Here is a 23,194-nt window from a genome sequence, read left to right as displayed (position 1 = left end):
AGCCGATTTTTTTATCCCTTTGTACCTGATGCTATATTTGAACCTTCAATAAAGTGCTTTTGGAAGAAAAAGAATAACAGCACAACGGGGAGCAATACCATTACTGACATGGCCATTAAGTAATGCCACTGGGTTTGCACTGTACCTTTAAATGTTTGAAGTCCGATTTGCAGGGTGTATAAACTTTCATCATTTAAATACAACAATGGTCCGAGCAGGTCATTCCATGCTCCATTAAATGAGAAAATGGCCACTGTAATGAGAGCAGGCTTCGTAAGCGGAAGCATGATATGCCACCAGATTTGTAAATGGTTTGCGCCATCGAGCACAGCTGCTTCAATCAGTTCATTCGGTATGGTCATCATGAACTGACGCAAAAGGAAAATAAAAAAAGCACTTCCCAAAAAGGCAGGAACGATTAGCGGCAAATACGTATTTACCCAGCCTAGCTTGGAAAATAAGATATATTGCGGAACCATCGTAACAAAACCGGGAATCAGCATCGTTGACAATACAACCACAAACAACGAATTTCTTCCTTTAAAACGGATTTTTGCAAACGCATAGGCAACTAATGAGTTAACAAGTACACTTCCAGCCATCCCACAAAAAGCAATAAAGAAAGTATTCATTGCCCAGCGTGTAAACGGAGCTGTCTTCCAGGCTTCCGCATAATTAGAAAAATGAAATTCACTTGGTATAAAAGTAGGCGGATACTGGGCAATCTCCGCGGGAGATTTCAAGGAGGTTGAAATCATCCACCATATCGGCGAAAGGATTAGAACACTTCCTGCTAATAATACGGTGAAAACAATAGTCTGCTTGACTTTCTCTTTAAACTTTTTCGTTTCATAAAACCTTGGTGCGGCAGCCGCTCTCATTTATTGTCTCCCCCCTCGTAATGTACACATTTTTTGCCCAGCTTCATATTGATTACGGTCAGAATCATAACTACTATAAAAAGAAGCCATGCCATCGCAGATGCATATCCCATGTCAAATACTTCAAATGCATTATTCCACATATGAAGGTTATAAAATAATAGTGAGTTTCCTGGTCCACCGCTTCCGTTTTCTGTCATAACGTAAGCTTCCTGAAAGATTTGGAATGAACCAATCGTACTTGTAAGCACATCAAAAAAGATGATTGGTGATATCATTGGCAGTGTAATATAAAAGAATTTTTGCATGGCACCTGCCCCATCAAGTTCGGCAGCTTCATACATGGAGGAAGACACTCCCTGTAAACTTGCAAGGTAGAGAAGCATTCCTCCTCCAACACTCCACATTTTCATCAGGAGCAATGCAGGTTTCGTCCATTCCGGATCGAACAGCCAGGCGGGACCCTCAATGCCCAACCATCCAAGAAAAGTGTTTACAAGTCCTGTCGAAGGACTCAAGAGCTGCATCCACAAAAAATAAACTGCTACACCGGAGAGAATTGCCGGCAAATAATAAAGCGTTCGGAAAAATTTCATCCCTTTTATCTTCTGATTTAATAGAACTGACAGGAAGATTGCTCCAGCAGTTGTCAGCGGAACAGAAAATAACACATAATAAAGAGTATTCCATAAAGAAGTTTTAAAAAGGTCATCAATGGTAAACATTCTTTTAAAATTATCGAGTCCAATAAAATTCATTTTTGAAGTAATATTATAATCTGTAAAACTTGCAAATAAAGAAAATAAAAGCGGTCCAAGTGTAAGTCCCAAGAAACCAAAAATCCAAGGACTGATGAATAGATAGCCAAAAATATTCTCTCTTGTTTGGCGGGACAGCCGCTTGCGGGCCGTTTTCTTTTTCTCTTTTTCGCCTGCAATGTCCGTCCCGCGGCGCGCTATCGTTGTATCATAAGATTTCAACCCCATACACCCTCTTTTTGCTGTATTTTAAAGAGAGAAGGACGCGCCCTTCTCTCTTTCCTTTACTTTCTTTTCAGTTTTTCTACATCTTGTTCTGCTTCTTCGAGCGCTTTTTCAGGTGTTGTTTTCCCTAACAGCACATTGTCTATATGCGGATTGATCCGGCTTTGATAATCCGGGTACTCAACCGGAACCGGGAACAATTGTGTTTGTTCAAGGTTTTTCACGGAAGCTTCATAAACATATCTATCATCACCTTGAAGCTCTTCCACCGCAGCTTCTGCCGCTTCTATGTTTGCGACGTTATCATAGTTTTCCATTGCCCAGTACTTCTGTGCTTTCGGGCCTGTTAAATACTCAATAAATTTCATTGCTTCCTCAGGATGCTTGGCGCCTTTTGGAACTTCAGCCACAAAACCGCCGCCATCGCTCCAGTTGCCTGACCCTTCTTCATAAGCAGGAATCGGGGCAACGCCGAAATTCATATCTTTCCCATAATCACGGATTTGCGTATAGAATGTACCGACGTCAATCCACATCGCTACCTTTCCTGCGATGAACGGATTTGATTGTTCACTGCCAAACTCTGCTTCGAAGGATTGAACTGTTTTTTCACCAAGGCGATCCTTCCAGCCTAAAAGCCACTCAAGAGCTTCTTTCTTTTTAGGAGTATCGATATATAATTCGCCTTCTTTAATAAATCCTTTTCCGCCATCTGCACTTGTCATCCAGCTAGGTGCGCCAATGCTGCCCCAAAGCGGATAGAAGCCTACACGCTCATATCGGTCTCCCTTTTTAATATCCAGACTTTGAGCATATTCTTCCAGCTCATCCCATGTAGCAGGCGGTTTTTCAGGATCAAGCCCCGCTTCTTTAAATGCGTCTTTATTATAAAATAGCAATCTCGTATCTGTGTTAAATGGAACAGCGTAAGGCTTATCCTCATACATGACTGTTTCCCATAAATGCGGATAGAATTGGTCTTTAAATGAGTCATCCATATATTTGCTTAAATCTTCAACCTGCTCATTTTCTGCACGTTGTGCTACCGAATTGATATCATTGATAATAACATCCGCGGGGTTCCCGGCAGCAACAGATGCAAGGTTTTTAGTCCATATATCGCCCCATGGCAAATATGTATGCTTTACAAAAACCTCATCCTGTGACTGGTTAAAATCATCTATTATTTTTTCGATAATAGGCCTTCTTGTTTCAGAACCCCAGAAACTCCAAAAATCAACGATCACCTTGCCGTCTTTTGTTTTTTCTGCCTGTGCACTCTCTTCCCCAGAGCATCCCGCCAAGGTCCCTAAAAGCAGGATTGCTGAAATAATAAAGATAATTCCTTTTTTCATGATGCTCCCCCTATGAGATTTATATCTTTAGTTTTTAAGAAACTGCCTATACCTTTGCGCAAAGGAATGATTCTGGCCAGATAGTAAAATAATTTATTAACAAGGATAGAAGTACCCCTGACATTCAGGTTTTAAACATTTTTTTGAAATTTTTCTCGGAATTTGTAAAGATATAGGAATGAAAGACAAAAAAAGACTCCTTATTGGAGTCAGATTAAGGAGTCTTTTGAAGGCTATCAGATATGGCTTTTAAGTATTGCAGGAAAAGGCCGCTTTCTTCAGATGACACTTTGTACATCTTTTCGCTTGCCATTGGACGGATAAATACTTCGCCATCCTCTTCCCAGATTTTAAGTTTGATCGGCTCTTTGCCTTTTAACATGATTTGTACATCAAACAGCGGTTTCGATGAGAGGACAGCATCTGCCGGCTGTGCTGAATCAACAGCATTTCTCACTGTATTTTCCCACTTTTCATCTTGTACAATCGCTGATTTTGCTGAATCAGTCCGTTCTGCTGAAAAAGTCTTTTCTGATTCCGATAAAGAAATAGCTGTCTGGGTAATAATACTATTGCCTATTCCTGCCATGGATTCGCTATTGCTGCCATGTGTCATGTCAACCTCAGAATAAATGATGAAAGCAAAAAGAACACAGGCAGCCAATGCAGCGGCAGCAGTTAGAAATCTTGGGAACATGTATCTATTCATAGCTGGTTTTCGTTCTATTTCATTAATAATTTTCCGAAAACTCTCTTGTTTTTGTTTTTGCGGGCGTGGGATCCGGTTTAATTCACTGAATGAATTATCGAATCCGGATGAGTTCTTCATGGATCTCCCCCCCTTTTCTCCAGTTCTTTTTTTAGCGCGGCGAGTGCACGGGAAGTGGTGATTTTTACTTTATTCTCATTCCAATTCAAAATCTCAGCTGTTTCCTTTATGGAAAACTCCTTTATTTTTCTTAAAATTAGCACTTCTTGATAGGTTAATTTCAAATGACGGATTGCTTCATATAAGAGTGCGGCTTTTTCTCCCTTAATAATAATTTCCGTGGGAGTATCTTCATCTGAAGGCAAATGGAATTTTTCAATAGAAAAAAATTTAAATCTGTTTTTCTTGCGCAAATAATCAATAGCAACATTTCTGGATATCCGTACAAGCCACGTAAAGATTTGTGACTCCCCATTAAATTGGTTCATATATTTATAGGCTTTAATAAAGGTATCCTGGGTTAAATCTTCTGCAACCTCTTTATCATTTACGAGAAGAAATATGTATCCATAAATGCGATCGCTATATTCATTGTACATTTCTTCAAATGTTTCTGCGGAAATTCTCTCCATTAGTGGCGCCCCCTCGCATATTATTAGACGAATCAGATGAAAAAAAGAAACACTATTTTTCCATTTTACAAGCGGAGGTTCAAGGACTCTCCTATTGGTACATCTGCATTTATGTATTAAAATGCAAAATTTAATCAATATACCTATTTTTCTATTCCTCTTTAGTCATATTGCTTCATTTTTCAATTCAAACATAAAACGAGATTAATGGACTGAAACATTTCGATAGGGAGCAAAAATAAAAGAATATCGTAGAAGTTACACTGCATATTGCCTATATTATTAATTATTTTTGGCTTAAATCCTCTTCATGTTAAATGGTAAGCTGATCCTGCCCGCCCCTCTTTTTATTTATTTTACCATTCACGAAAAATACTGCCTCCCCCCATTTCCTTATTTTTTCCATGTATTTAATCAAATACTTTCTGTATTTTTTTAAATGGTTCCTTTACTCCACTCAGCACATGTAATAAATGAAACTTTCGGACTGTAACTTTTTGCCGGTGCTGCAACCTTCTCTCTATTTTACAAAACCCCAGCATTTTTCTTTTTCTTTCGACAACCTTCCCCCTAATTAATTCGCTAAAGTACTTGTGTAGGAAAGGATTTCCATCTCTATTATAACCTTAAGGGGGTGATTGTTTTCTGAGTCAAAGAGTTGTCTTTCTGAATAAGTGATTAATCCAAATGAGGAGGTAATTTTTTGAAAAAAAGAAAAAGAATCGCTTTTAACAAGTTTCTCTATATTATGTTGACAACATTTTTAATTCTACCGCTGATGTTACCAAGCATGGGATCTGCTGAAAGCAAAAGCTCCCCTCATACATCGGTTAAGAAGGCTTCACTTGAGACTGCAAAAAATAAAATAAACCGTTCATTGATGGAACAATTCGAGAAAGAGGATAACGTAACATACTTAATCAAGTTTAAAGAACAAGCTGATACAGCCCAAGCGGCCAAGAAGGCTGAAAAAGAGGCTCAATCACAAAAGCTAACTGCCTCCAAATTAAAGTACATGAAACGATCTGCAGTCCTATCCTCACTACGATCTACAGCTATTGAAACTCAAGGTCATGTCGCTGATTTCCTTCAAAAGCAGGAAAAAGCCGGCAAGGCGAAAAATGTTCAATCCTTCTACATTGTCAATGCCATGGCTGTTACATCTTCAAAGGATGTAATGGAACAAATTGCAACATTCCCTGAAGTAGAAAAAATCCTTCCAAACGAGACAAGACAGCTTCATAAGCCAACAAAAGAAGCTGAGAAAGCTCTCCAGACACAAGCAGAAACAAACTCTATAGAGTGGAATATTAACCGTGTTGGCGCTCCTGCCGTCTGGGAAATGGGTATCGACGGTTCCGGTACTGTCGTTGCTTCCATTGATACAGGCGTTCAGTGGAACCATCCTGCTTTAAAAGAAAAATACCTCGGCTATAATGCAGCAGAACCGGATTCTCCATCCCATGAATACAACTGGTTCGATGCTACTGCCGGGCAAACAGCTCCCTATGATGATCAAGGCCACGGAACCCATGTAACTGGAACAATGGTTGGTTCTGAACCAAACGGTGCCAATCAGGTTGGAGTCGCTCCCGGTGCAAAATGGATTGCAGTTAAAGCATTCACTGCATCCGGTGGAACTGACGTAGACCTGCTGGAAGCTGGCGAATGGATTTTAGCTCCGAAGGATGCTGAAGGAAATCCTCATCCAGAAAAGGCGCCAGACGTCGTCAATAACTCATGGGGCGGCGGACCAGGGCTTGATGAATGGTACCGCCCTATGGTGCAGGCTTGGCGTGCAGCTGAAATTTTCCCTGAGTTTTCTGCGGGCAACACAACATTATTTAATCCGGGAGGACCGGGATCTGTTGCCACACCAGCTAACTATCCAGAATCATTCGCAACTGGTGCGACTGATATAAACAATGGTTTAGCAAGCTTCTCACTGCAGGGACCATCTCCATACGAAGAAATTAAGCCTGATGTATCTGCACCTGGAGTTAACATTCGTTCCTCCGTTCCTGGCAGCGGATATGAAGGCGGCTGGAACGGAACATCCATGGCAGGCCCGCACGTTTCTGCGGTTGCAGCATTGCTTCGCCAAGTTGATTCAAGCTTGACTGTTGAGGAAATGGAGGAAATTTTATTAACCACCTCTACTCCGTTAACAAATGGTACTTATCCTGAGAGTCCAAATAACGGCTTTGGATATGGCTTAGTCAATGCTTTTGATGCGGTTTCTTCCGTAATGACTGGCCTTGGTAAAATTAATGGTCAGGTAGCAAAAGAGGGAGACGACACCGAAGCTCCTGAAGTCAATCATGAAGCACCTCAGGAAACATATGCAGGAATGGATCTTGTATTGGATTTATCTGCAGCAGATAATGTAAGCGTCACTAGAGTGGATCTCGAATACTTAAGAGCTGACGGCAGCTGGGGAACAGTTGAGGCCGAACGAACAGCTGGAAACTATAAAGATGGCACATACCAGGCAGTTATTCCTGGTTCAGATATTGCTGAGCCTTCTGTGACATATAAATGGAAAGTAATCGATTTCGGCGGAAATCTAACCGAAACCGATTCATTTGAAGTAGGGGTTAGACCGGGTATTAGTATCGGCTACTCTCAAAATTTTGAATCGCAGCCGGTAGGGTGGACTTCATATGGTCCTGAAAACAGCTGGGAATGGGGTGTGCCTGCTTCCGGCCCTGGAAATGCAGCTTCAGGTGAGAAAGTATATGCAACAAACCTTGCCGGAACTTATGCGAACAGAGCCAATATGAACCTGCAAATGCCGCCGATCGACTTGCCTGAGGGAAATGCATACCTACAATTCAAGCAATGGCATGAACTTGAGAACCGTTATGATTATGGCCATGTCTTTGTGTCAACAGATATGGAGAACTGGGAACAGGTCCTTCGAGTCAATGGCACTACAACAGGATGGATTGATGGTGAAGTAGATTTAAGTGCTTATGCAGGCCAAAGAATCTATGTAGCCTTTAATGTTACTACAGATGGTTCTGTGTTAAAGCAAGGATGGTATCTGGATGATGTCCAGTTATCAGATGCACCGATCGAACCAGCCCGCAAAGCTCAGCTGGGCGTCGAAAAGGATGAAGCTTCAGCTGAATTAAGGAAAGACGCAGTAAACCCTGACAAAATTACTCCTAAAAAGGACGCTCCTGCAAAGAATGAAGCAAATCAGCAGCAGCCTGCCCCTTCCGTTTTACCTTTACAGGCAGAAGTAAGCGTACTGGAATCAGGTAGATCTGTGTTTACCAATCCCCAGGATGGATCTTATGAATTCGTTCACGCTTCAGGGGAATACACTGTCCAGGCAGAAGCTTACGGATTCCGTTCACAGACTCAAAGCGTTAATATTCCACAAGACGGAGAAGTTACTGCAAACTTTATTTTAGAAGAAATTCCAAAGGGAACAGTAACTGGTGTAGTTACGAATGAAGTCACAGGCGAACCTGTAGCGGGTTCCACTCTTTTATTAATAGAAGATGCTGCCGTTCAGCCTGTCATCACAAATGAAAACGGAGAATATACGCTTACAGCCTATGAAGGCACATACACATTAAAAACGATGGCTCCTTCCTTCTATAGCAAAGAGCAAAGTATTACAATTGAGGGCGAATCTTCAGAGGAACTTAACATTGATTTAAAGCCATTTATTGGGTATCCAGGTGAAATTGGCTATGACGATGGAACAGCTGAAAATGCACGTGCATTCTATGATGCCGGCAATGGCTGGGCTGTTAAAATGTCCCTGGCTTCGGGCCATGATCGTGCAATGGTAACAGGCGGATTATTCCGCTTCTGGGATACATCCTGGCCAAATCCAGGCGGAACAGATTTCAAGGTGGAAGTCTATGATGCAAGCGGTCCAGATGGAGCACCTGGCAAAAAGCTTGCAGGTCCTTATGATGCCACTGCTTTAAGAAACGGAGAATGGACACATGTTGACTTAAGTGAGGAAGGCATCCTGGTAAACGGGGACTTCTACATGGTGTATATCCAATCGGCACCAAATCCGAACGCACCAGGACTAGGAACAGATGAAGACGGCGGGAATGCTGGACGGAGCTGGCAAATGGTTGGTGGAGCATGGTCACCTTCACCTGAGGATGAAGGCAACTATATGATTCGAGCAACAGTGAACTATGAAGTAACTGCACCTGTGATCATCTCTCCAGCTGACGGAACGTTCACAAACCAGGGCACCGTTACTATTGAAGGTACCTCCGCTCCAACAACAACTGTCAATATATTCAATAATGGAGAGGAAATCTCTTCAGCAGAAACAACAGATGAAGGGACATTCTCAGCGGAAATTTCACTAGCCGAAGGAGAAAATATCCTTACTGCCAAAGCATCGACTGAAGCTGGTTCAACGGATGCTTCGGAGCCTGTAAAAGTAATATTTGATCAGACTAAACCGGAATTGGCCATTACAAGTCCTGCTGATGAGACAAAAACAAACAAAGAAACAGTGACAGTTGAAGGATCTGTATCGGACGAAAACCTTGACTGGGTTAAAGTAAATGGCCAACCTGCACAGGTTGCAGAAGGCAAATATTCTCTCCGTATCCTATTGGATGAAGGTGAAAATGTCATCACCGTTACAGCAAAGGATAAAGCGGAAAATACTGAGGAAAAAACAGTCACCATTGATGCAAAATACACTGCCCCAGAGATTGGAAATCTTCTGCCTTCAGAAGACAAAGAAATTAAGAAAGGTGAATCTGTAAAAATTGAATTTGACAGCGAACCAGGATTAACGGCTGTCTTTGCCATTAGAATGCCGTTAACCAATACAGGTGCACAGCTGACAAACGCTATCGATCTTCCAATGATGGAAGAATCTCCAGGCCATTATGTCGGCTACTACACAGCCACATCCAATGTAAAAGCGCCTGGAGCAGAAATTGAAGTGAAAGCAACGGATGAATACGGCAATGAAACAAGAAAGACTGCTGACGGAAAGCTGTGGATTAACGAGAAAAAGAAGAAGAAGAAGAAGAAAGGCAATTAAAAAAAGGCAGGCCCAGCTTCATTTGGGCCTGCCTTTTCGGATTATAAATCTGTCAGCTCTTTCTTTTCCTTCAGTAATTCTTTAAATTTTTGATCAAGCTCCGAATATTTAGGTTCTCCTGGAGAAAGCAGGCTCAGCTCTCCCAGTATTGCGGTAATCCGATTTTCAATAACCATCATTTCCTCTTTCCTGTTATCTCCATTTTCAAGGGGGGTGGCCTTCTTTGATTTTACACCAAATTCCCTAAGCCCCATTTCATACCTTGCGATTCTGTTATTTTCAAAGACAAGCATTTTGCTGCTTAACTTCTCCATAAAATATCGATCATGCGAAATAATAATAAGTGTACCAGTAAAATCCTTCAGCGTTTTTTCAAACTGCTCCCTGCTTGGCAAATCCAAATGATTCGTCGGTTCATCCAGTATGAGGACATCATACTCTCTTAAAAGCATATCTGTGAGATTGATTCTTATGCGTTCCCCCATGCTCAGATTCTCAATGGGCTGGTTGATCATCGCTTCTTTCAATCCCAAATTTGCTAAAAGAGTCCTTGCTCTGAATATGGTTTCACGGTCTGTAAGATTAAGGGCTTCAACCGGACTCTTTGCCAAAGGAAGATCACTTACATCCTGGCTTAAGTAGGCAATCTTTAAAGTGTCACTTCTCCAAAGCTCTCCCTCAGATACGGGAATTTCATTCAGGAGCATTCGGATAAATGTAGTTTTGCCTGCCCCATTTCCTCCTAGAATACCTATTTTTTCACCGTGCTTTATATAAAAGTGGCTATCCTTGAAAAGGACTCTGTCTCCGAATCTTTTCGATAAGTTTTTCGCTTCAATAATTCTCTTTCCTCTTTTGCCAGAGGCATCAAATTGAAAATGTACTTTTGCCTCTCCTTCTGGTTTTTCGATTTTGTTCTTTTCAAGCTCCTGCTCAAGTCTCTTCATTTTGGACTTAATCTGCTGGTCCATCCTCTTTGCTTTGACACGATTATATTCCTTAAAGCCAATTTGCCTATTTTCCGAGGGGCTCCCGCCTTTCGTTGATTCCCGGTGGGCTTTCTCAGACCATTTTTTCAAGTTGGCCATTTGGTTTTCGATCCGCTCAATATCCCGCTGCTGGGTATTGTATTGATGTAGCTGATCTTCGTAATTCTTTTCTTTTTGCTCTCGATATGAAGTGTAATTTCCGTCGTAGATGGAAAGAGTGCCATTCTGCAGTTCGAAGATTTGCTGAGCAGTCTCATCAAGAAAATAGCGGTCATGGGATATCATCAGAACAGGCCCGCTGAAGGCGCTGATTTGGTTTATAAGCCACTCAATCCCCTTTGAATCCAAATGGTTGGTCGGTTCATCCAAAATCAGCATATCTGGTTTGGAAGTCCAAACCTTTGCTAAAGACAGTTTAAGCCTTTCCCCGTCACTCAAAGATTTAAGCCTTTCCTGCTCCCACTCCTGGATTTTCGACAAACCCAGCTTGCTCGCCTGATAAAGCATGTCTTTATCGAGAATCGTTTCAAACTCCTGAAACTCACCGACTGAATAATCTGCTGATTGATGAAGGTAACCGATTCTGAATGGTTCTTTCATCCGCTCGATTGACCCTTTATCCGCCTCGATGCTTCCGAATAGGATATTGGCCAAAGTGGTTTTTCCAGTTCCATTCAAACCAACAAGGCCGATACGATCCCGCTGAAAGATATCAAATTGCAGATTGGAAAACACTGTTTTATCAGCATACGATTTTTCTATTCCTCTCGCCTTAAGAACAGGCAAATGCAAATTTCTATTGTGCTTATCCGTGTTTAAACGCTTATTTTCACCCATAAAAAAACCTCCCCGATACCCGGAGAGGATTGTGCACCCATCTTTAGAATGGTGCAAACATAAAAAAACGAGCCTAAACAAACATTAATCCGCCAATAACCATAAAGATTATCCTTTATAACGATAAAAGGGGTGATTAAAAAAGGGCACACTAATCCTATGTTCTCCGGGTTAAGCTTTTTAAAATTTAAAAAGATACCAGAAAAAATAAGATTAGAACTTCATGCCCCTGAATCATCCCTTTCAAACGATTTGATTGTAGTATAAATTTAAGTGGCTATTTTTGTCAATAGGCTTTTTACCAGGTTGTGAACATGTGTGGCCGTTCAGCTTCCAGGGGTGATTAGTCAATACGGATATGCTTGTTAGTCAGTTCTTTAAGCATATTTAAGACAGTTGCACGCTCTTCCTGATTAAATCCGCTAACCCACTCTGACACTAGTTTATACTCCTTTTGATGCATATCACGCTGCAGTCCGCCCTCCAATATGGAATAAATCTCTCGCATCGTATTTTCTCGACCCTGCGTTTTAAACTCAGCCATGTCAGCCAACCTCCCATTTAGAATTAGATGTTATTCATTTCCCCAATTTGAGTGGTTGGAAACACAGATAAGAGGCTAGTTAAAATTTTAAGAGCAGGAATGGTATTTGATTCGGGAACCGGGGGTTTTACACGCGGTTTTACCCACTTTTAGCGCGGGCCATGCTTTTACACGCGTTTTTTCTTCTTTACGCTCCAGCCGAACCTTTATGCATACCTCACTCCCCAGCCCCAAAATATGTATCCCTAAACAAAAGAAAAGCAGGCAGACCCTGCTTTTCTTTTACTCTATTACCACTTAAAGCAAGCAGCGCCTACGATAATAAGCAAGATAAATAGAACAACGATTAATGCAAAACCGCCGCCATATCCAGCTCCACCATAGCCGTAGCCGCCATATCCGTAGCCGTACATTATAGAATCCCCTCCTTTACCAGAAAAATCTGTCTCTGATACTTTTTAATATCCGTATCCACCGTAACCCCAAGAAGCACCGATGATAATTAGCAAAATAAACAATACAACTAGAAGGGCGAAACCTCCGCCGTATCCGCATCCGTCTGACATAGTCAATTACCTCCTTTGTTTGATTCAATATATCCTATTCAATTCACCCAATTTGTGCGATAGACGAATACACAGTTTTTAACCGCAAAAAAGAAGCCCCTCCAGGAGAGGCTTCAAATTTTTCTTGATATAACAGCTTTTTTAATCTATTTTTCAAGAAAAAATAGGCATATTCATTATTTTTCATCTGTTGTTTTTGCTTCAGCTTCTATGTGAGCTGACTCCTGTTTACTAACTGTTAATTCTTCTGTCAGCTGGTCAAGGCTTTGACGGACGTTCCCTTTGCCTGAAAAGTTCTGCAGAAGTTCCTTCACATCGATTCCAGATGAAGCTTTTAGGCTTTCCTGCATCGTGGACATCAGATTGATAGCATAGCCGGTCACCTTGTTGGCACCGCCATTTTTTCCGTCACTGCCTGTATCGACGACCGTAATTTTATCAATATTAGTTAATGGGCTCGCAAGCTGTTTCGCATATTCTGGAAGCATTTTGATGACCATATCCATAATCGCTGCCTGCCCATACTGTTCAAATGCTTCGGCAATTTTTCGTTTGGCTTCTGCCTCTGCAAGACCTTTGAGACGGATGATTTCTGCTTCTGTTTCACCTTGTGCACGCTCGGAATCCGCCTTCGCTAACCCATCTGCCCTTACACGTTCTGCTTCAGCCCTGGCCTGCGATTCGATTCGATACTGGTTGGCATCTGCTTCTGCAATTTGTTTCTTCTTTTCTGCCTCAGCTGCCTGTTCAACTGCGTATCGATCCGCGTCAGCCTTCTTCTTTACTTCGGAATCATATTGTCGTTCTCTTCTTAAAATTTCTTTTTCTTCAAGCTCGATTTGTTTTTGGCGCTCAATGATACGGATTTGCATTTCATGCTCAGTTACTTCCTGCTTGGCACGGGCAGTTTCCAGATCATACGCTTGATCGGCACGAGCCTTGGCGATGTCCTGGTCCCTTCTATAGTCAGCCATTTTCATTTGATTTTCTTTCTCTGCTTCTGCTATTTCCGTTGCTCTTTCAAGCTCGGCTTTTTTCGCATCTTTATCCGCTTCAGCCCGCTTAATCCTTGTTTCCTTTTCAGCTTCTGCAGTTGCAATATCGGCATCCCGTTTAACCTGGGCAATTCTCGGCCTTCCGAGTGAATCCAGATAGCCATTTTTATCACGGACATCCTTAATCGTAAAAGAAACAATAATCAGACCCATCTTGGCCAAATCCTGTGAAGCAACCCTCTGGACCTCCTGGGAAAATTTATCGCGGTTCTTGTATATTTCTTCTACGGTCATAGAACCAAGAATTGATCTTAAATGGCCTTCAAGAACTTCCTTCGCTTCATTCTCGCGGTCTTCTTTTGACTTGCCGAGGAATTGTTCTGCGGCGGTGGCAATTTCACCGATGCTTCCGCCTATTTTAATAATCGCAGTTCCGTCAGCCATTACTGGAACTCCCTGCTCGGTATATACCTCCGGAGTTGTTACCTCCAGTTTGCTTGATAGCAGACTTAACGGCTCTGCCTGCTGGAATACAGGAAGGACAAAGGCTCCTCCCCCCCTGATTATTTTTATTTTGTTACCAGATTCATCAATATGGACATTTTTACTGCCCAAGTAGCTTCCTGTTACGATTAAAGCTTCATCCGGTCCTGCTGTCCGGTACTTTGTGATGAATACACCCAATAATGCTATCAAAAAAAACGCGGCAATGCCGACAACGATCCACACCATTATCATTTTGTTTCCTCCTATCTATAATTGTTCATGTTCCATAACTTGTATGACCCCATTGTTCACATCGACAATCAGTACTTTTTTTCCTTCTGCAATAAAAGTATTTTCATAGCTTTCGGCCGGTTTCGATATCCTTCCGCTAATATTCTCAATCATCACTTCGCCGAAACCGTTTTCTGGTATGGGAATTAAAACAGTACCTACCCTTCCCCTTAATGATTCCTCTGTATAGACAAGGGATTCCTCAGCTGAAGACAAAGGAACAAGGACAAAAACATTAAGCAGTGTGTCCAAAATCAAAGCAATCGCAATTCCTATCAAAAGGATAACCAGACTACTAAGGGAAGTCAGCATTTCCAAAATATAACCCGCAGCTGAAGTAAACGTGATAAAGGCAAGGATCAGCACCGGATTTAGAAAGCTCGTTGCCTCGCCAATTCCCTCGGCCATATCGCCGAAAAAGATATACAAAGTAATTAAAATTCCTGAAAAAATAAGTGTGTAGAGGTAAATGGTTTGAATAGGCAATCCGAATAATTCCATGGGCAAGCATCCTTATCCATATGTTTTTTTGGCGGCAAACCGCACTCTTTCCTGCATCGCCTTAAAGATGTTAAATGCCATCCTCCTTTTCCTGTTAATTCTATTACTGGAATAATTTATTTACGTGTAATGACTTTAAAATGTTTCATTTTTCTGGAATATCTATGCATATAAAATAGTTTCCAGTAAGATATCTAAATTTGTGTTTTAAATAGCTTGTCTATCTTTTAGCCCATTTTTGTCATTTTCATTTCCCCTCCTGCATAACTTATTCAGGGATAAAAAAACCAATTTTATAGGATTAAATGCTGAGAATTGGTGGAATAGAGATATATACTTAATTAGCGGAGGGATAAGGAATATGACAAGAACTGATCTTCACTTGGAAAAGCCAAGAAGTAATTTCTTGATGGTGTCAATTATCCTATGTGGCAGTTGTTTAATCGCACTCTTTACAGCACTTTATTTTTATTCTCAAAGCCTTATAACCATTGAAGCGCCAAAGAAAGACCTTGGTCAGAAAATCGTCATTCAGCTTCCTTCTGGAAAAAGCGTCTTTACATATGAAAATCTGATTGTAAAAGAAGAAGGAAAGCTTTTTTACAAAGGGGAAAGAAATACACTGGACCTGACTGGTGGTATTATTGTTTATGAGGAATGGGAATAATAAGCCTAAATAAAAGCTCTGCCCCAAATTAGGGCAGAGCTTCATTTATTCTAGTAGTAAAACCCTGGGTAACCGTAATATGGATATGGCGGGTAATAGTATGGCCCATAAAAAGGCGGCCTTGCCAAAGCACCTAACGCCAATCCTCCTAACAGACCTCCGACGAACGGAAATCCAAATCCTCCGTAAAAAGGCCTTCTTCCAAAACCAAATGGTCTTATTCTTTGGTCAACCATCGAAAACTCTGGTGGCATATGATTCACCCTTTTTCCTCCTCAAGTGGAATGCAGATAAAAATACCCACTAAATCATATGCAATTTTCCAGAATGGGAATGGGTTATTGTCTCTTTAGAATAAAAAAAAGGAAGAGGCTCCCTTCTTCCTTTTTAAATCATTATATGTGAACTCCTAGAGCAAGCTGTGCGTACCGGGACATTCTTTCTTTTGTCCAAGGCGGACTCCAGACAATATCCACATCCACAGTCTTGATTTTTTCTACATTTTCCAGGATACTAGCTTTCACGCCTGCCATGATTTGCCCAGCCAGTGGACAGCCCATAGAAGTCATCGTCATAACAATATGCGCCTTATCTTCTTCGATGTTTACTTCATAAATCAAGCCCAAATTTACAATATCTATTCCAAGTTCAGGATCAATAACCTCTTCTAATGCTTCAAAAACCTTATCTTTAAGCTGAGAACTCATAATCTGATGCCTCCATTTATAATGAGATTTATTCTCATTATAGAAACTCAAGAGACGTTATGAAGTGAGGGGCATCACACTCAGAAGGAAAATCTGCATTTTCACTATCTTAAAGAGGTTTTTTTCGAAATGAATATTTTAATGTCTGTTCCACCTTGACGTGTGGCAGATTTGCGTGGGCACACAAGTTTTGAGCTTTTATTTGCGGATATTTTTTATACGTATAGCTCAAATTTAGTAACTCATATAAAACTTTTAAATGTATAGCTCTGATTGATTTAAAGACAGGACTATCAACAATGACAGATTTTATGAATGCTTCAAACCTCCTCCCAAAACGAGAAAATTTATCATTTCCAATACGATAAAAAACCGGCTATCCTTAAGGGTGGCCGGCTAAATACTAAAGTTTTATTTTACCTTCGGGAAGCCAAATCCTGATGCATAGTCATCACCGGCTGCAGTTCCGCTTCCGCCTTTTATATCGTTTAACTTTGCACGGTTTTGGAGTTCAGTGCGAAGCTGAGTGTTGCTCATATTAGTATTGGATGCCCAGATTTTTGCAGCAAGCCCGGAAACGTGTGGAGTAGCCATAGAAGTTCCGCTGATCGTATTATAGGAGCCGTTATACCAGGTTGATTCGATGGCACGTCCTGGAGCAGAGACTTCCACATCCCGTTCCTGGATGGCATAGTCGCCATCTGTAAGAGGGTTGCCCCGTGAAGAGAAATCCGCCACCCGGTATGTACCGTTTACCTGAACATCTTCGAGCGCGGCTACTGCAATCGCATTTGTTAGGGCTCCCGGATAGCCAATTGTATTGCTGCCAGGACCACTGTTTCCTGCTGCGGCTACGACCAGGACACCTTTGCCGTATGCATAGTCGACGGCGCTTGCAATCATGGAATCTTTACTGCTGGATCCCAGGGACATTGATATGATTACCTTCGAACCTGTCCGTTCTGCTTCGTCAGCAGCATGCCTGATAGCACCGGCAATATCATCAGAATAGCCTGATCCGCGGTCATTCAGTACTTTATAGGCCCATAGGTCTGCTTCCGGTGCAACGCCATAAACACCCTGGCCATTCGCCCCGCCATGTGCGAGCACCGTACCCGCCACATGGGTTCCATGGCCATTCTTATCATTGCAGGAGCCGTTTACAAGCGGGTTTTTTCTTTGTGTGAAATCCTTGCATTGCTCGTCGCTTCCCGTCAAATCGGCATGCCCGGTATATACCCCTGTATCAAGGACAGCCACTTTTATGCCGTTTCCGCCGGAAGTAGCCTGGATGCTGCTGTCATTATAAATCGCTTCAATTCCCCAAGGTGTTTCATCAGATGGAGCTGCTTCAGTCCCAGTTCCTGGTTTTGCATCAATTGTATGTTCCCGAACAAGCTGTATTTTCAGATTTTTATTTTTAAGCAATGCTTGATATTGCTTGCTGTTCACATTGGTTGTAAAACCTTTATCGCCAAAGTCCCACCTGGCTTCATATTGGGTTTTCAGTTTGTTGTTTTCAGCGGAAGAGCCCTGAACCCAAACACGGTAATCCTCCTTTGTCTCCGGGGCCTGACCAAATGCACCGGCTGAAAACATTGATAATCCCATTGTCATACTAAGCAAGGCTGCTCCCAAAACTCTTTTTTTCTTCATTCCTTCTCTCCTCTCAATTTGTAAAATTTCCGTCTCACCTGATGTATGTTAAGTATATTTAAAATATTCAGAAAATATCAATAAGCCATTCTATTTATTTTGTATCAATAGAACTACTCCTAAATAACTATTTGCTTAAAAAGTATCAGGTCAAAGGGTTCAATTACACGAAAAATCTATTTTAGAGAGAAGAATATTTGACAAGTTCTTTTCGTATCCTTTAAGATGAGCAAAAAATTGCGAGGAGAAATGACTGTGAAGGGAATGAAAAATGCTTTTTTTACAGCTTTGGCAACAGTTATCTCATTTTTCGGCATAAAAAAAATTGCCAGCTCTACTCATAAAATTAAAAAAATTGGTCATCGGGGTGCAGCCGGGTATTGTCCTGAAAATACATTCCCTTCATATGACCGTGCACTTGAAATGGGTGCGGACTATCTTGAAATAGATGTCCAATTGAGCAAGGATGGAAAACTTGTCGTAATTCATGATACGCTGGTAGACCGTACAACCGACCATAAAGGGAAGGTCTCAGATTATACCTTTGATGAGCTGAGGAAGATGGATGCAGGAAGCTGGTTTTCTCAAAAATACCGCGGTGCTTCCATTCCCTCGTTTGAAGAGGTTTTGGATGCATATGCCAATCAGGTTGGGCTCTTAATTGAATTGAAAAAGCCATCAATTTACCCGGGAATCGAGGAACTTATCGCAAAGGAACTAAAAAAACGGAGCCTTCATCTCAAAGGAGGAGATCATATTATCGTTCAATCATTTGAAACCCAGTCCATGAAAAAATTTCATGAACTGCTCCCTGAAGTGCCGGTCGGCATCCTGATTAATTATCCGCCCGACAAAATTGAAATTAAAAAGTTAGCGAAATTTGCTAGTTATGTAAATCCAAAGTGGACTGTGGTAAATAAGCGTGTGATTAATCTTATCCATTCAAATGGTATGAAGGCAGTATCCTGGACTGTCAGATCGAAAAGAGAAGCTGAGAAATTAAAGCATTATCCTTTGGATGGAATTGTTGCTGACTATTTGGATCTTATTGAATAATAACAAAGGAGCAGACCTGAAGGGCTGCTCCTTTGTTCATATAACTCCTTGCTGTCTCTCCGAATTCTGTAAAAGCTTAAGTGTCTCTAAATCGCTTTCCGCCGCAAGTTTAAACGGTTTTTTATAGGATTCCGGCCCTTTACCCGTGATAAAGATCCAATCATTCTTTTTCGCTTGCTGCCATGCTTTTTGAATGGCCAATGTCCGGTCGGCAATGACCTGTCCCTTGCCGTTTCCGAATTGTTCATTCAGCTTGTGCAGATCACTGATCATCTTTTCCTCTGTTTCATCATTTAAATCATCGGCAGTCAAATAAAATTGGCTGCTGTATCTTGCTGAAACCTTAATCATTTCTTCCCGTTTGGATTGATCCCTGCCCCCTCGGAAGCCGTAAATATGAAAAATCCTTTCAGCTCCCTGCTGCCTCGCTGTTTCCAGGCAGTACTCAAACGCATCCTTCGTATGGGCATAATCAACAACAAATTTTGCACCGGTTGGATGTGTGATCGTTTCAAACCGTCCAGGTATTCCTGGGAAAGACGCAAGGGCTTTAATCATGTCATCGGACTCGATCCCCATATCCTTACCCGTTAAGAAAGCCATGGCGGCATTATAGACATTATGATAACCGGGAAGAGGAAATTTGATTTTATAACGTTTATCCTCCATTTTCAATGTGAAAACTGTTTGGCCGTTCAACTGTACGTCCTCAATGGAACAGCACTTATCATCTCCAAGCATGATTAATGGGACTTTCTCTATCTTCAGGTCTTCTGCCATTTTTTCTCCCCATGAATTATAAAGATTAACAACAGCTTTTCCCTCATCTTTTAAAAGGGAAAAAATCTTCTTCTTATCATTAAAATAACTGTCCATATTTTCATGATAATCAAGGTGGTCATGGGCAAGATTTGTAAAAAGCCCATAGTCAATTTCCAAGCCTTCAGTTCTAGATTGTTCGAGTGCATGAGAGGAAATTTCCATCACAACAAATTCATCCATGCTTTTGCTTAACATTTTTTGGATCTGTAAAGCGTCCGGCGTTGTATTGGTGGGCTTGTACACCTCATTATTAATCACATATGAAACAGTCCCAAGCAACGAGCATGTCCGGCCGGCAGTCTCCAATATGTGCTTTAGAATATATGAGGTAGTCGTTTTGCCATTTGTTCCTGTAATGCCAACTATTTTATGTTCTCTGGATGGGTGACCATAAAAACAGCTTGCAAGCTTTCCTAAACTTGTCCTGCTGTCTGCCACTCTTATATATGGAATATCCAATTGCAAATCCTCTTCACCTACTATTGCAGCTGCGCCCTTTTGGACAGCTTGTTCAATAAAAGAATGGCCGTCAGCCTGAAACCCTTTTATCGCTACAAACAAGCTCCCTTTCCCCACATGGCGTGAGTCCATTTCAATCCCTGTAATTTCCGGATCATTCGTAACTAAATCCATCTCCCCGCTATCCTTTAGGCATTTAATAACCTGGGATAATCTCATATTTCTGTCTCCTTTTATGTTTAAACTTCAGATTTTCTGTATATAAGTCTAGATTCGTTATCTTTTATTTTCCCTCTTTTACAGGAAATATGCCCTCAGAACAAAGACAAAAAACGGCGGAACGCAAAATCGTTAAAACATCCTAGGCTTGAGGATAAATATGGGTGAACGGCTTTAAAAAATAAGCGATTCACCCTATTGAAATTATTGTTTATCCATATTTTTACGCTATGGATAAAGGCCGCTTTGCAAACTGGGATAAATATCTTACATTTAATCTGCTATGCTGGGAAATCAGATACGCATCTCTTGTCGCACCTATTTTTCTTAATGTGTTTAAGGCCCTTATCATTCCCGCTTCTGTTTCTATTCCAATCCCATTTCCATAGAACAAACCTCCGCCCAGATACACAGTATTCTCTCCCATCCAAACAGGGTGGTCATAATCAGGATTATAAAAATAAACCACATCACCAGGGATAAAGTTTCTTCCTTTTTTTGTAATGATAGACAGATCGTAATCATAATTCCAGTCCCACACAAGAAGGCCCTGGAAAAGGGTGTTGAACCGGCTGACAGAAATCGAATCCAATACTGCTTTATAAAAAATCAGCACAATAGCTGTTGTACATTCAAAAGCATATTCCCTGGCGTTAGTAAACACATCCATGATGGCATCGGACGGCATTACCGAAGGATTAAGAAGATATCCATATTTTGTTCTTCTCCAAATGCGCGGATTAAAACGGGATGTGGCAAAGGGTGCAAATTCAATAGGACTTGCATGCAGCTGCCTTGCTGCTTTGATGATATTCTCCCTTAAGAGGATATCGAACAGCAATTCATGCATCGAATCATATTGATGAATCTCAGGACTGTTCTCCAGGGCAAAATATATTTCACGCTGAACTCCGAAAAAGCGGGCAATCCCAGGTTTATTCTGATTATTCGAAAGGACAATCATCGTTTTCCCCCCTTCAAAAGAACTTATAGTAGCTTATGGATTCTTTTACAGGAGGGTTCCACCAAAATGGTTTAGCCATGAGCTGAATAATTATATGCTTGTTTCTGTCTCCATTTTGAGTCGATTCCTCCAGCATTCCTTGCCTTCGGTCTCCCTTTCTTTCCTTTTCCAGTATCTTTTCCCAAATCCGATTAGACATGTGTGCTACTATTTTTTTATTTGAAAGCGTTTTTATTTTTGTAAAATATCTTTTTTTTCTGAAAATATCTTGCTTTTTAATCTCTTTTGCTAGTACAATATTCCACATATTCATAAGTTTCAGATACTTTTATGGAGATATTTTTTACAACAGGAGGCATGTTAGCATGGTGACATTTTTAGGCTCAATTGTCTTGCTTTTGGCGGGGTACGCTGTTTACTCAAAGGTGGTAGAGCGAATTTTTGGAATAGATGACAGCAGCCAAACACCGGCATATACAGAAAAAGACGGAATGGATTATGTTCCGATGAGCTGGTGGAAAGGAAGCTTAATTCAATTATTGAATATTGCTGGACTTGGTCCAATCTTTGGTGCAATTATGGGAGCTTTATACGGACCTGTAGCGTTTATCTGGATTGTGGCAGGTTCCATTTTTGCAGGCGCAGTTCATGATTATTTTTCAGGAATGCTTTCATTGAGACACAAAGGTGAGCAATATCCAAGCCTTGTTGGCAGATATTTGGGCAAGGCTGCTAAAACGACAATAAATATTATTTCCCTAATATTAATGGTATTGGTGGCTGCGGCGTTTACCGCGGGTCCTGCACAGCTAATTTCCAGCTTAACGCCCTTAAGCTTTATGGCCTCGCTGCTTGCCATTTTTGCATACTTTTTACTGGCTGCCGTTTTGCCTGTAAATCGTATTATTGGAAAGATCTATCCTCTTTTTGGAGCCATTCTAATCTTTATGGCTGTATCAATTGCCATTGCATTGCTTTTCAGCGGAAAGTCGATTCCTAATGTGACATTGGCTAATTTCCATCCAGGGGAGCTTCCGATCTGGCCATTATTAATGGTTACGATTTCATGCGGAGCCATTTCAGGATTTCATTCGACACAAAGCCCAATTGTGGCCAGAACGTTAAAGAAAGAAAGCGATGGAAGAAAGGTCTTCTATGGTGCCATGATCGCGGAAGGCGTTATCGCACTCATTTGGGCCGCAGCGGGAATGACCTTTTTCGGAGGTACAGGAGGACTTCAGGAGGCACTCGCAGCCGGCGGTCCTGCTGGAGCGGTCAATGAAATTTCCAAAAGCCTGCTTGGCACTCTAGGAGGGATCCTGGCAATATTAGGCGTGATCATTCTCCCGATTACAACAGGTGACACTGCTCTCCGTTCTTCTAGAATGATGCTGACAGAATTACTATCCTCCTTCATGAATATGGAAGGCAAGTGGAAGGTAATCTTAACTACCCTGCCTGTAGCAATTCCGACTTTATACCTTTCTACAATTGATTACTCTTTCTTATGGAGATATGTAGGATGGACAAACCAGGTTGTTGCTACGGTTATGCTCTGGACAGGTGCTATGTACCTTTTGAAAAACAAGAAGTTCCATTGGATTTGCGGCGTACCAGCTATGTTTATGACAGGCGTCGTTTCTACTTACATCTTCTATGCGCCAGAGGGATTTCAGATGGATTATCAGTTGTCCATGATCATCGGATCGGTTATTACAGTAACTGTAGCAGGCTGGTATATTTACCAAATTATAAAAAATAAACAAACAAGTAAAAATGAAGCGAAGTTAAAAGCTGCTTAATCAAAATGAAGAGGCTGGGACAAAACCCA

The 23,194-nt window shown here is 41.3% G+C and carries 20 protein-coding genes; 4 read left to right on the top strand and 16 right to left on the bottom strand.

Annotated elements, in window-relative coordinates; genetic code table 11:
- Nucleotides 1-11 precede the first annotated feature (11 nt).
- The 5 genes from J7I93_RS19810 to J7I93_RS19790 form a co-directional block, all read right to left on the bottom strand.
- Nucleotides 12-881 carry a carbohydrate ABC transporter permease gene (locus tag J7I93_RS19810; RefSeq protein ID WP_214727789.1) on the bottom strand — a complete coding sequence of 290 codons (870 nt, stop codon included), beginning with the start codon at nt 879-881 and terminating at the stop codon, nt 12-14.
- Nucleotides 878-1,861, bottom strand: a complete 984-nt coding sequence (locus tag J7I93_RS19805; protein WP_251025915.1) for a carbohydrate ABC transporter permease — start codon at nt 1,859-1,861, stop codon at nt 878-880. Before J7I93_RS19805 ends, J7I93_RS19810 begins: the two co-directional genes overlap by 4 nt.
- A 62-nt stretch (nt 1,862-1,923) precedes the next feature.
- Complete coding sequence (locus J7I93_RS19800) at nt 1,924-3,219, bottom strand: ABC transporter substrate-binding protein (protein ID WP_214727787.1); 1,296 nt, start codon at nt 3,217-3,219, stop codon at nt 1,924-1,926.
- A 214-nt stretch (nt 3,220-3,433) separates the two neighbouring features.
- Nucleotides 3,434-4,048: a hypothetical protein gene (locus tag J7I93_RS19795; RefSeq protein WP_214727785.1), complete on the bottom strand. Its 615-nt coding sequence runs from the start codon at nt 4,046-4,048 to the stop codon at nt 3,434-3,436.
- Complete coding sequence (locus tag J7I93_RS19790) at nt 4,045-4,560, bottom strand: RNA polymerase sigma factor (RefSeq protein ID WP_214727783.1); 516 nt, start codon at nt 4,558-4,560, stop codon at nt 4,045-4,047. The genes J7I93_RS19795 and J7I93_RS19790 overlap by 4 nt, the downstream gene beginning before the upstream one ends.
- Nucleotides 4,561-5,308: 748 nt before the next feature.
- On the opposite strand from J7I93_RS19790, the gene J7I93_RS19785 reads away from it, so the two are divergent.
- Nucleotides 5,309-9,604: a S8 family serine peptidase gene (locus J7I93_RS19785; protein ID WP_483297145.1), complete on the top strand. Its 4,296-nt coding sequence runs from the start codon at nt 5,309-5,311 to the stop codon at nt 9,602-9,604.
- Nucleotides 9,605-9,645: 41 nt separating this feature from the next.
- On the opposite strand, the gene abc-f is transcribed toward J7I93_RS19785, so the two are convergent.
- The 6 genes from abc-f to J7I93_RS19755 form a co-directional block, all read right to left on the bottom strand.
- Nucleotides 9,646-11,430 carry a ribosomal protection-like ABC-F family protein gene (gene abc-f, locus J7I93_RS19780; protein ID WP_214727779.1) on the bottom strand — a complete coding sequence of 595 codons (1,785 nt, stop codon included), beginning with the start codon at nt 11,428-11,430 and terminating at the stop codon, nt 9,646-9,648.
- 343 nt (nt 11,431-11,773) lie between these two features.
- Nucleotides 11,774-11,974 (bottom strand): hypothetical protein, encoded by a 201-nt coding sequence (locus J7I93_RS19775; protein ID WP_214727777.1) that lies wholly within the window; start codon nt 11,972-11,974, stop codon nt 11,774-11,776.
- Between the two features lie 290 nt (nt 11,975-12,264).
- On the bottom strand, nt 12,265-12,387 hold the full coding sequence (locus J7I93_RS19770) for a YjcZ family sporulation protein (RefSeq protein WP_110067460.1): 123 nt from the start codon (nt 12,385-12,387) through the stop codon (nt 12,265-12,267).
- A 45-nt stretch (nt 12,388-12,432) separates the two neighbouring features.
- On the bottom strand, nt 12,433-12,540 hold the full coding sequence (locus J7I93_RS19765; protein ID WP_110067459.1) for a YjcZ family sporulation protein: 108 nt from the start codon (nt 12,538-12,540) through the stop codon (nt 12,433-12,435).
- Nucleotides 12,541-12,716: 176 nt separating this feature from the next.
- A complete protein-coding gene (locus J7I93_RS19760; protein WP_214727775.1) occupies nt 12,717-14,273 on the bottom strand; it encodes a flotillin lipid rafts scaffold protein FloT in 1,557 nt (518 codons plus the stop codon).
- Nucleotides 14,274-14,288: 15 nt separating this feature from the next.
- Nucleotides 14,289-14,813 (bottom strand): NfeD family protein, encoded by a 525-nt coding sequence (locus J7I93_RS19755; RefSeq protein ID WP_214727773.1) that lies wholly within the window; start codon nt 14,811-14,813, stop codon nt 14,289-14,291.
- A gap of 361 nt (nt 14,814-15,174) precedes the next feature.
- On the opposite strand from J7I93_RS19755, the gene J7I93_RS19750 reads away from it, so the two are divergent.
- Nucleotides 15,175-15,480 (top strand): hypothetical protein, encoded by a 306-nt coding sequence (locus tag J7I93_RS19750; RefSeq protein ID WP_214727771.1) that lies wholly within the window; start codon nt 15,175-15,177, stop codon nt 15,478-15,480.
- A gap of 50 nt (nt 15,481-15,530) precedes the next feature.
- On the opposite strand, the gene J7I93_RS19745 is transcribed toward J7I93_RS19750, so the two are convergent.
- From J7I93_RS19745 to J7I93_RS19735, 3 genes are all read right to left on the bottom strand, one after another.
- Nucleotides 15,531-15,734 carry a hypothetical protein gene (locus J7I93_RS19745; protein ID WP_251025917.1) on the bottom strand — a complete coding sequence of 68 codons (204 nt, stop codon included), beginning with the start codon at nt 15,732-15,734 and terminating at the stop codon, nt 15,531-15,533.
- A gap of 141 nt (nt 15,735-15,875) precedes the next feature.
- Entirely contained in the window at nt 15,876-16,187 is a 312-nt protein-coding gene (locus J7I93_RS19740) for a metal-sulfur cluster assembly factor (protein ID WP_214727769.1), read from the bottom strand.
- Nucleotides 16,188-16,598: 411 nt separating this feature from the next.
- On the bottom strand, nt 16,599-17,843 hold the full coding sequence (locus tag J7I93_RS19735; RefSeq protein WP_214727767.1) for a S8 family peptidase: 1,245 nt from the start codon (nt 17,841-17,843) through the stop codon (nt 16,599-16,601).
- Nucleotides 17,844-18,092: 249 nt separating this feature from the next.
- Between J7I93_RS19735 and J7I93_RS19730 the strand changes: the two genes are divergently transcribed.
- A complete protein-coding gene (locus J7I93_RS19730; protein ID WP_251025914.1) occupies nt 18,093-18,899 on the top strand; it encodes a glycerophosphodiester phosphodiesterase in 807 nt (268 codons plus the stop codon).
- 36 nt (nt 18,900-18,935) lie between these two features.
- On the opposite strand, the gene J7I93_RS19725 is transcribed toward J7I93_RS19730, so the two are convergent.
- Both J7I93_RS19725 and J7I93_RS19720 read right to left on the bottom strand, forming a co-directional pair.
- Complete coding sequence (locus J7I93_RS19725) at nt 18,936-20,399, bottom strand: UDP-N-acetylmuramoyl-L-alanyl-D-glutamate--2,6-diaminopimelate ligase (protein WP_214727763.1); 1,464 nt, start codon at nt 20,397-20,399, stop codon at nt 18,936-18,938.
- Between the two features lie 223 nt (nt 20,400-20,622).
- A complete protein-coding gene (locus tag J7I93_RS19720; RefSeq protein ID WP_214727761.1) occupies nt 20,623-21,363 on the bottom strand; it encodes a protein-glutamine gamma-glutamyltransferase in 741 nt (246 codons plus the stop codon).
- Nucleotides 21,364-21,728: 365 nt separating this feature from the next.
- Between J7I93_RS19720 and J7I93_RS19715 the strand changes: the two genes are divergently transcribed.
- Nucleotides 21,729-23,165, top strand: coding sequence for a carbon starvation CstA family protein (locus tag J7I93_RS19715; RefSeq protein WP_214727759.1), 1,437 nt, complete (start codon nt 21,729-21,731; stop codon nt 23,163-23,165).
- Nucleotides 23,166-23,194: the final 29 nt, after the last annotated feature.

Origin of the sequence: Bacillus sp. ISL-47 (assembly GCF_018613175.1) — a bacterium.
In the GTDB taxonomy this organism is placed as follows: Bacteria; Bacillota; Bacilli; order Bacillales; family Cytobacillaceae; genus Cytobacillus.
This window is presented reverse-complemented; position numbering and strand designations above follow the sequence as displayed.

Excerpts from the sequence above, each read along its gene's own strand:
- J7I93_RS19755 (WP_214727773.1), bottom strand. The coding sequence starts at position 14,813 with ATGGAATTATTCGGATTGCCTATTCAAACCATTTACCTCTACACACTT.
- abc-f (WP_214727779.1), bottom strand. The coding sequence starts at position 11,430 with ATGGGTGAAAATAAGCGTTTAAACACGGATAAGCACAATAGAAATTTG.
- J7I93_RS19745 (WP_251025917.1), bottom strand. The coding sequence starts at position 15,734 with ATGCCACCAGAGTTTTCGATGGTTGACCAAAGAATAAGACCATTTGGT.
- J7I93_RS19800 (WP_214727787.1), bottom strand. The coding sequence starts at position 3,219 with ATGAAAAAAGGAATTATCTTTATTATTTCAGCAATCCTGCTTTTAGGG.
- J7I93_RS19735 (WP_214727767.1), bottom strand. The coding sequence starts at position 17,843 with ATGAAGAAAAAAAGAGTTTTGGGAGCAGCCTTGCTTAGTATGACAATG.
- J7I93_RS19715 (WP_214727759.1), top strand. The coding sequence starts at position 21,729 with ATGGTGACATTTTTAGGCTCAATTGTCTTGCTTTTGGCGGGGTACGCT.
- J7I93_RS19785 (WP_483297145.1), top strand. The coding sequence starts at position 5,309 with ATGTTGACAACATTTTTAATTCTACCGCTGATGTTACCAAGCATGGGA.
- J7I93_RS19760 (WP_214727775.1), bottom strand. The coding sequence starts at position 14,273 with ATGATAATGGTGTGGATCGTTGTCGGCATTGCCGCGTTTTTTTTGATA.
- J7I93_RS19765 (WP_110067459.1), bottom strand. The coding sequence starts at position 12,540 with ATGTCAGACGGATGCGGATACGGCGGAGGTTTCGCCCTTCTAGTTGTA.
- J7I93_RS19720 (WP_214727761.1), bottom strand. The coding sequence starts at position 21,363 with ATGATTGTCCTTTCGAATAATCAGAATAAACCTGGGATTGCCCGCTTT.
- J7I93_RS19775 (WP_214727777.1), bottom strand. The coding sequence starts at position 11,974 with ATGGCTGAGTTTAAAACGCAGGGTCGAGAAAATACGATGCGAGAGATT.
- J7I93_RS19740 (WP_214727769.1), bottom strand. The coding sequence starts at position 16,187 with ATGAGTTCTCAGCTTAAAGATAAGGTTTTTGAAGCATTAGAAGAGGTT.
- J7I93_RS19730 (WP_251025914.1), top strand. The coding sequence starts at position 18,093 with ATGACTGTGAAGGGAATGAAAAATGCTTTTTTTACAGCTTTGGCAACA.
- J7I93_RS19790 (WP_214727783.1), bottom strand. The coding sequence starts at position 4,560 with ATGGAGAGAATTTCCGCAGAAACATTTGAAGAAATGTACAATGAATAT.
- J7I93_RS19750 (WP_214727771.1), top strand. The coding sequence starts at position 15,175 with ATGACAAGAACTGATCTTCACTTGGAAAAGCCAAGAAGTAATTTCTTG.
- J7I93_RS19770 (WP_110067460.1), bottom strand. The coding sequence starts at position 12,387 with ATGTACGGCTACGGATATGGCGGCTACGGCTATGGTGGAGCTGGATAT.
- J7I93_RS19725 (WP_214727763.1), bottom strand. The coding sequence starts at position 20,399 with ATGAGATTATCCCAGGTTATTAAATGCCTAAAGGATAGCGGGGAGATG.
- J7I93_RS19795 (WP_214727785.1), bottom strand. The coding sequence starts at position 4,048 with ATGAAGAACTCATCCGGATTCGATAATTCATTCAGTGAATTAAACCGG.
- J7I93_RS19810 (WP_214727789.1), bottom strand. The coding sequence starts at position 881 with ATGAGAGCGGCTGCCGCACCAAGGTTTTATGAAACGAAAAAGTTTAAA.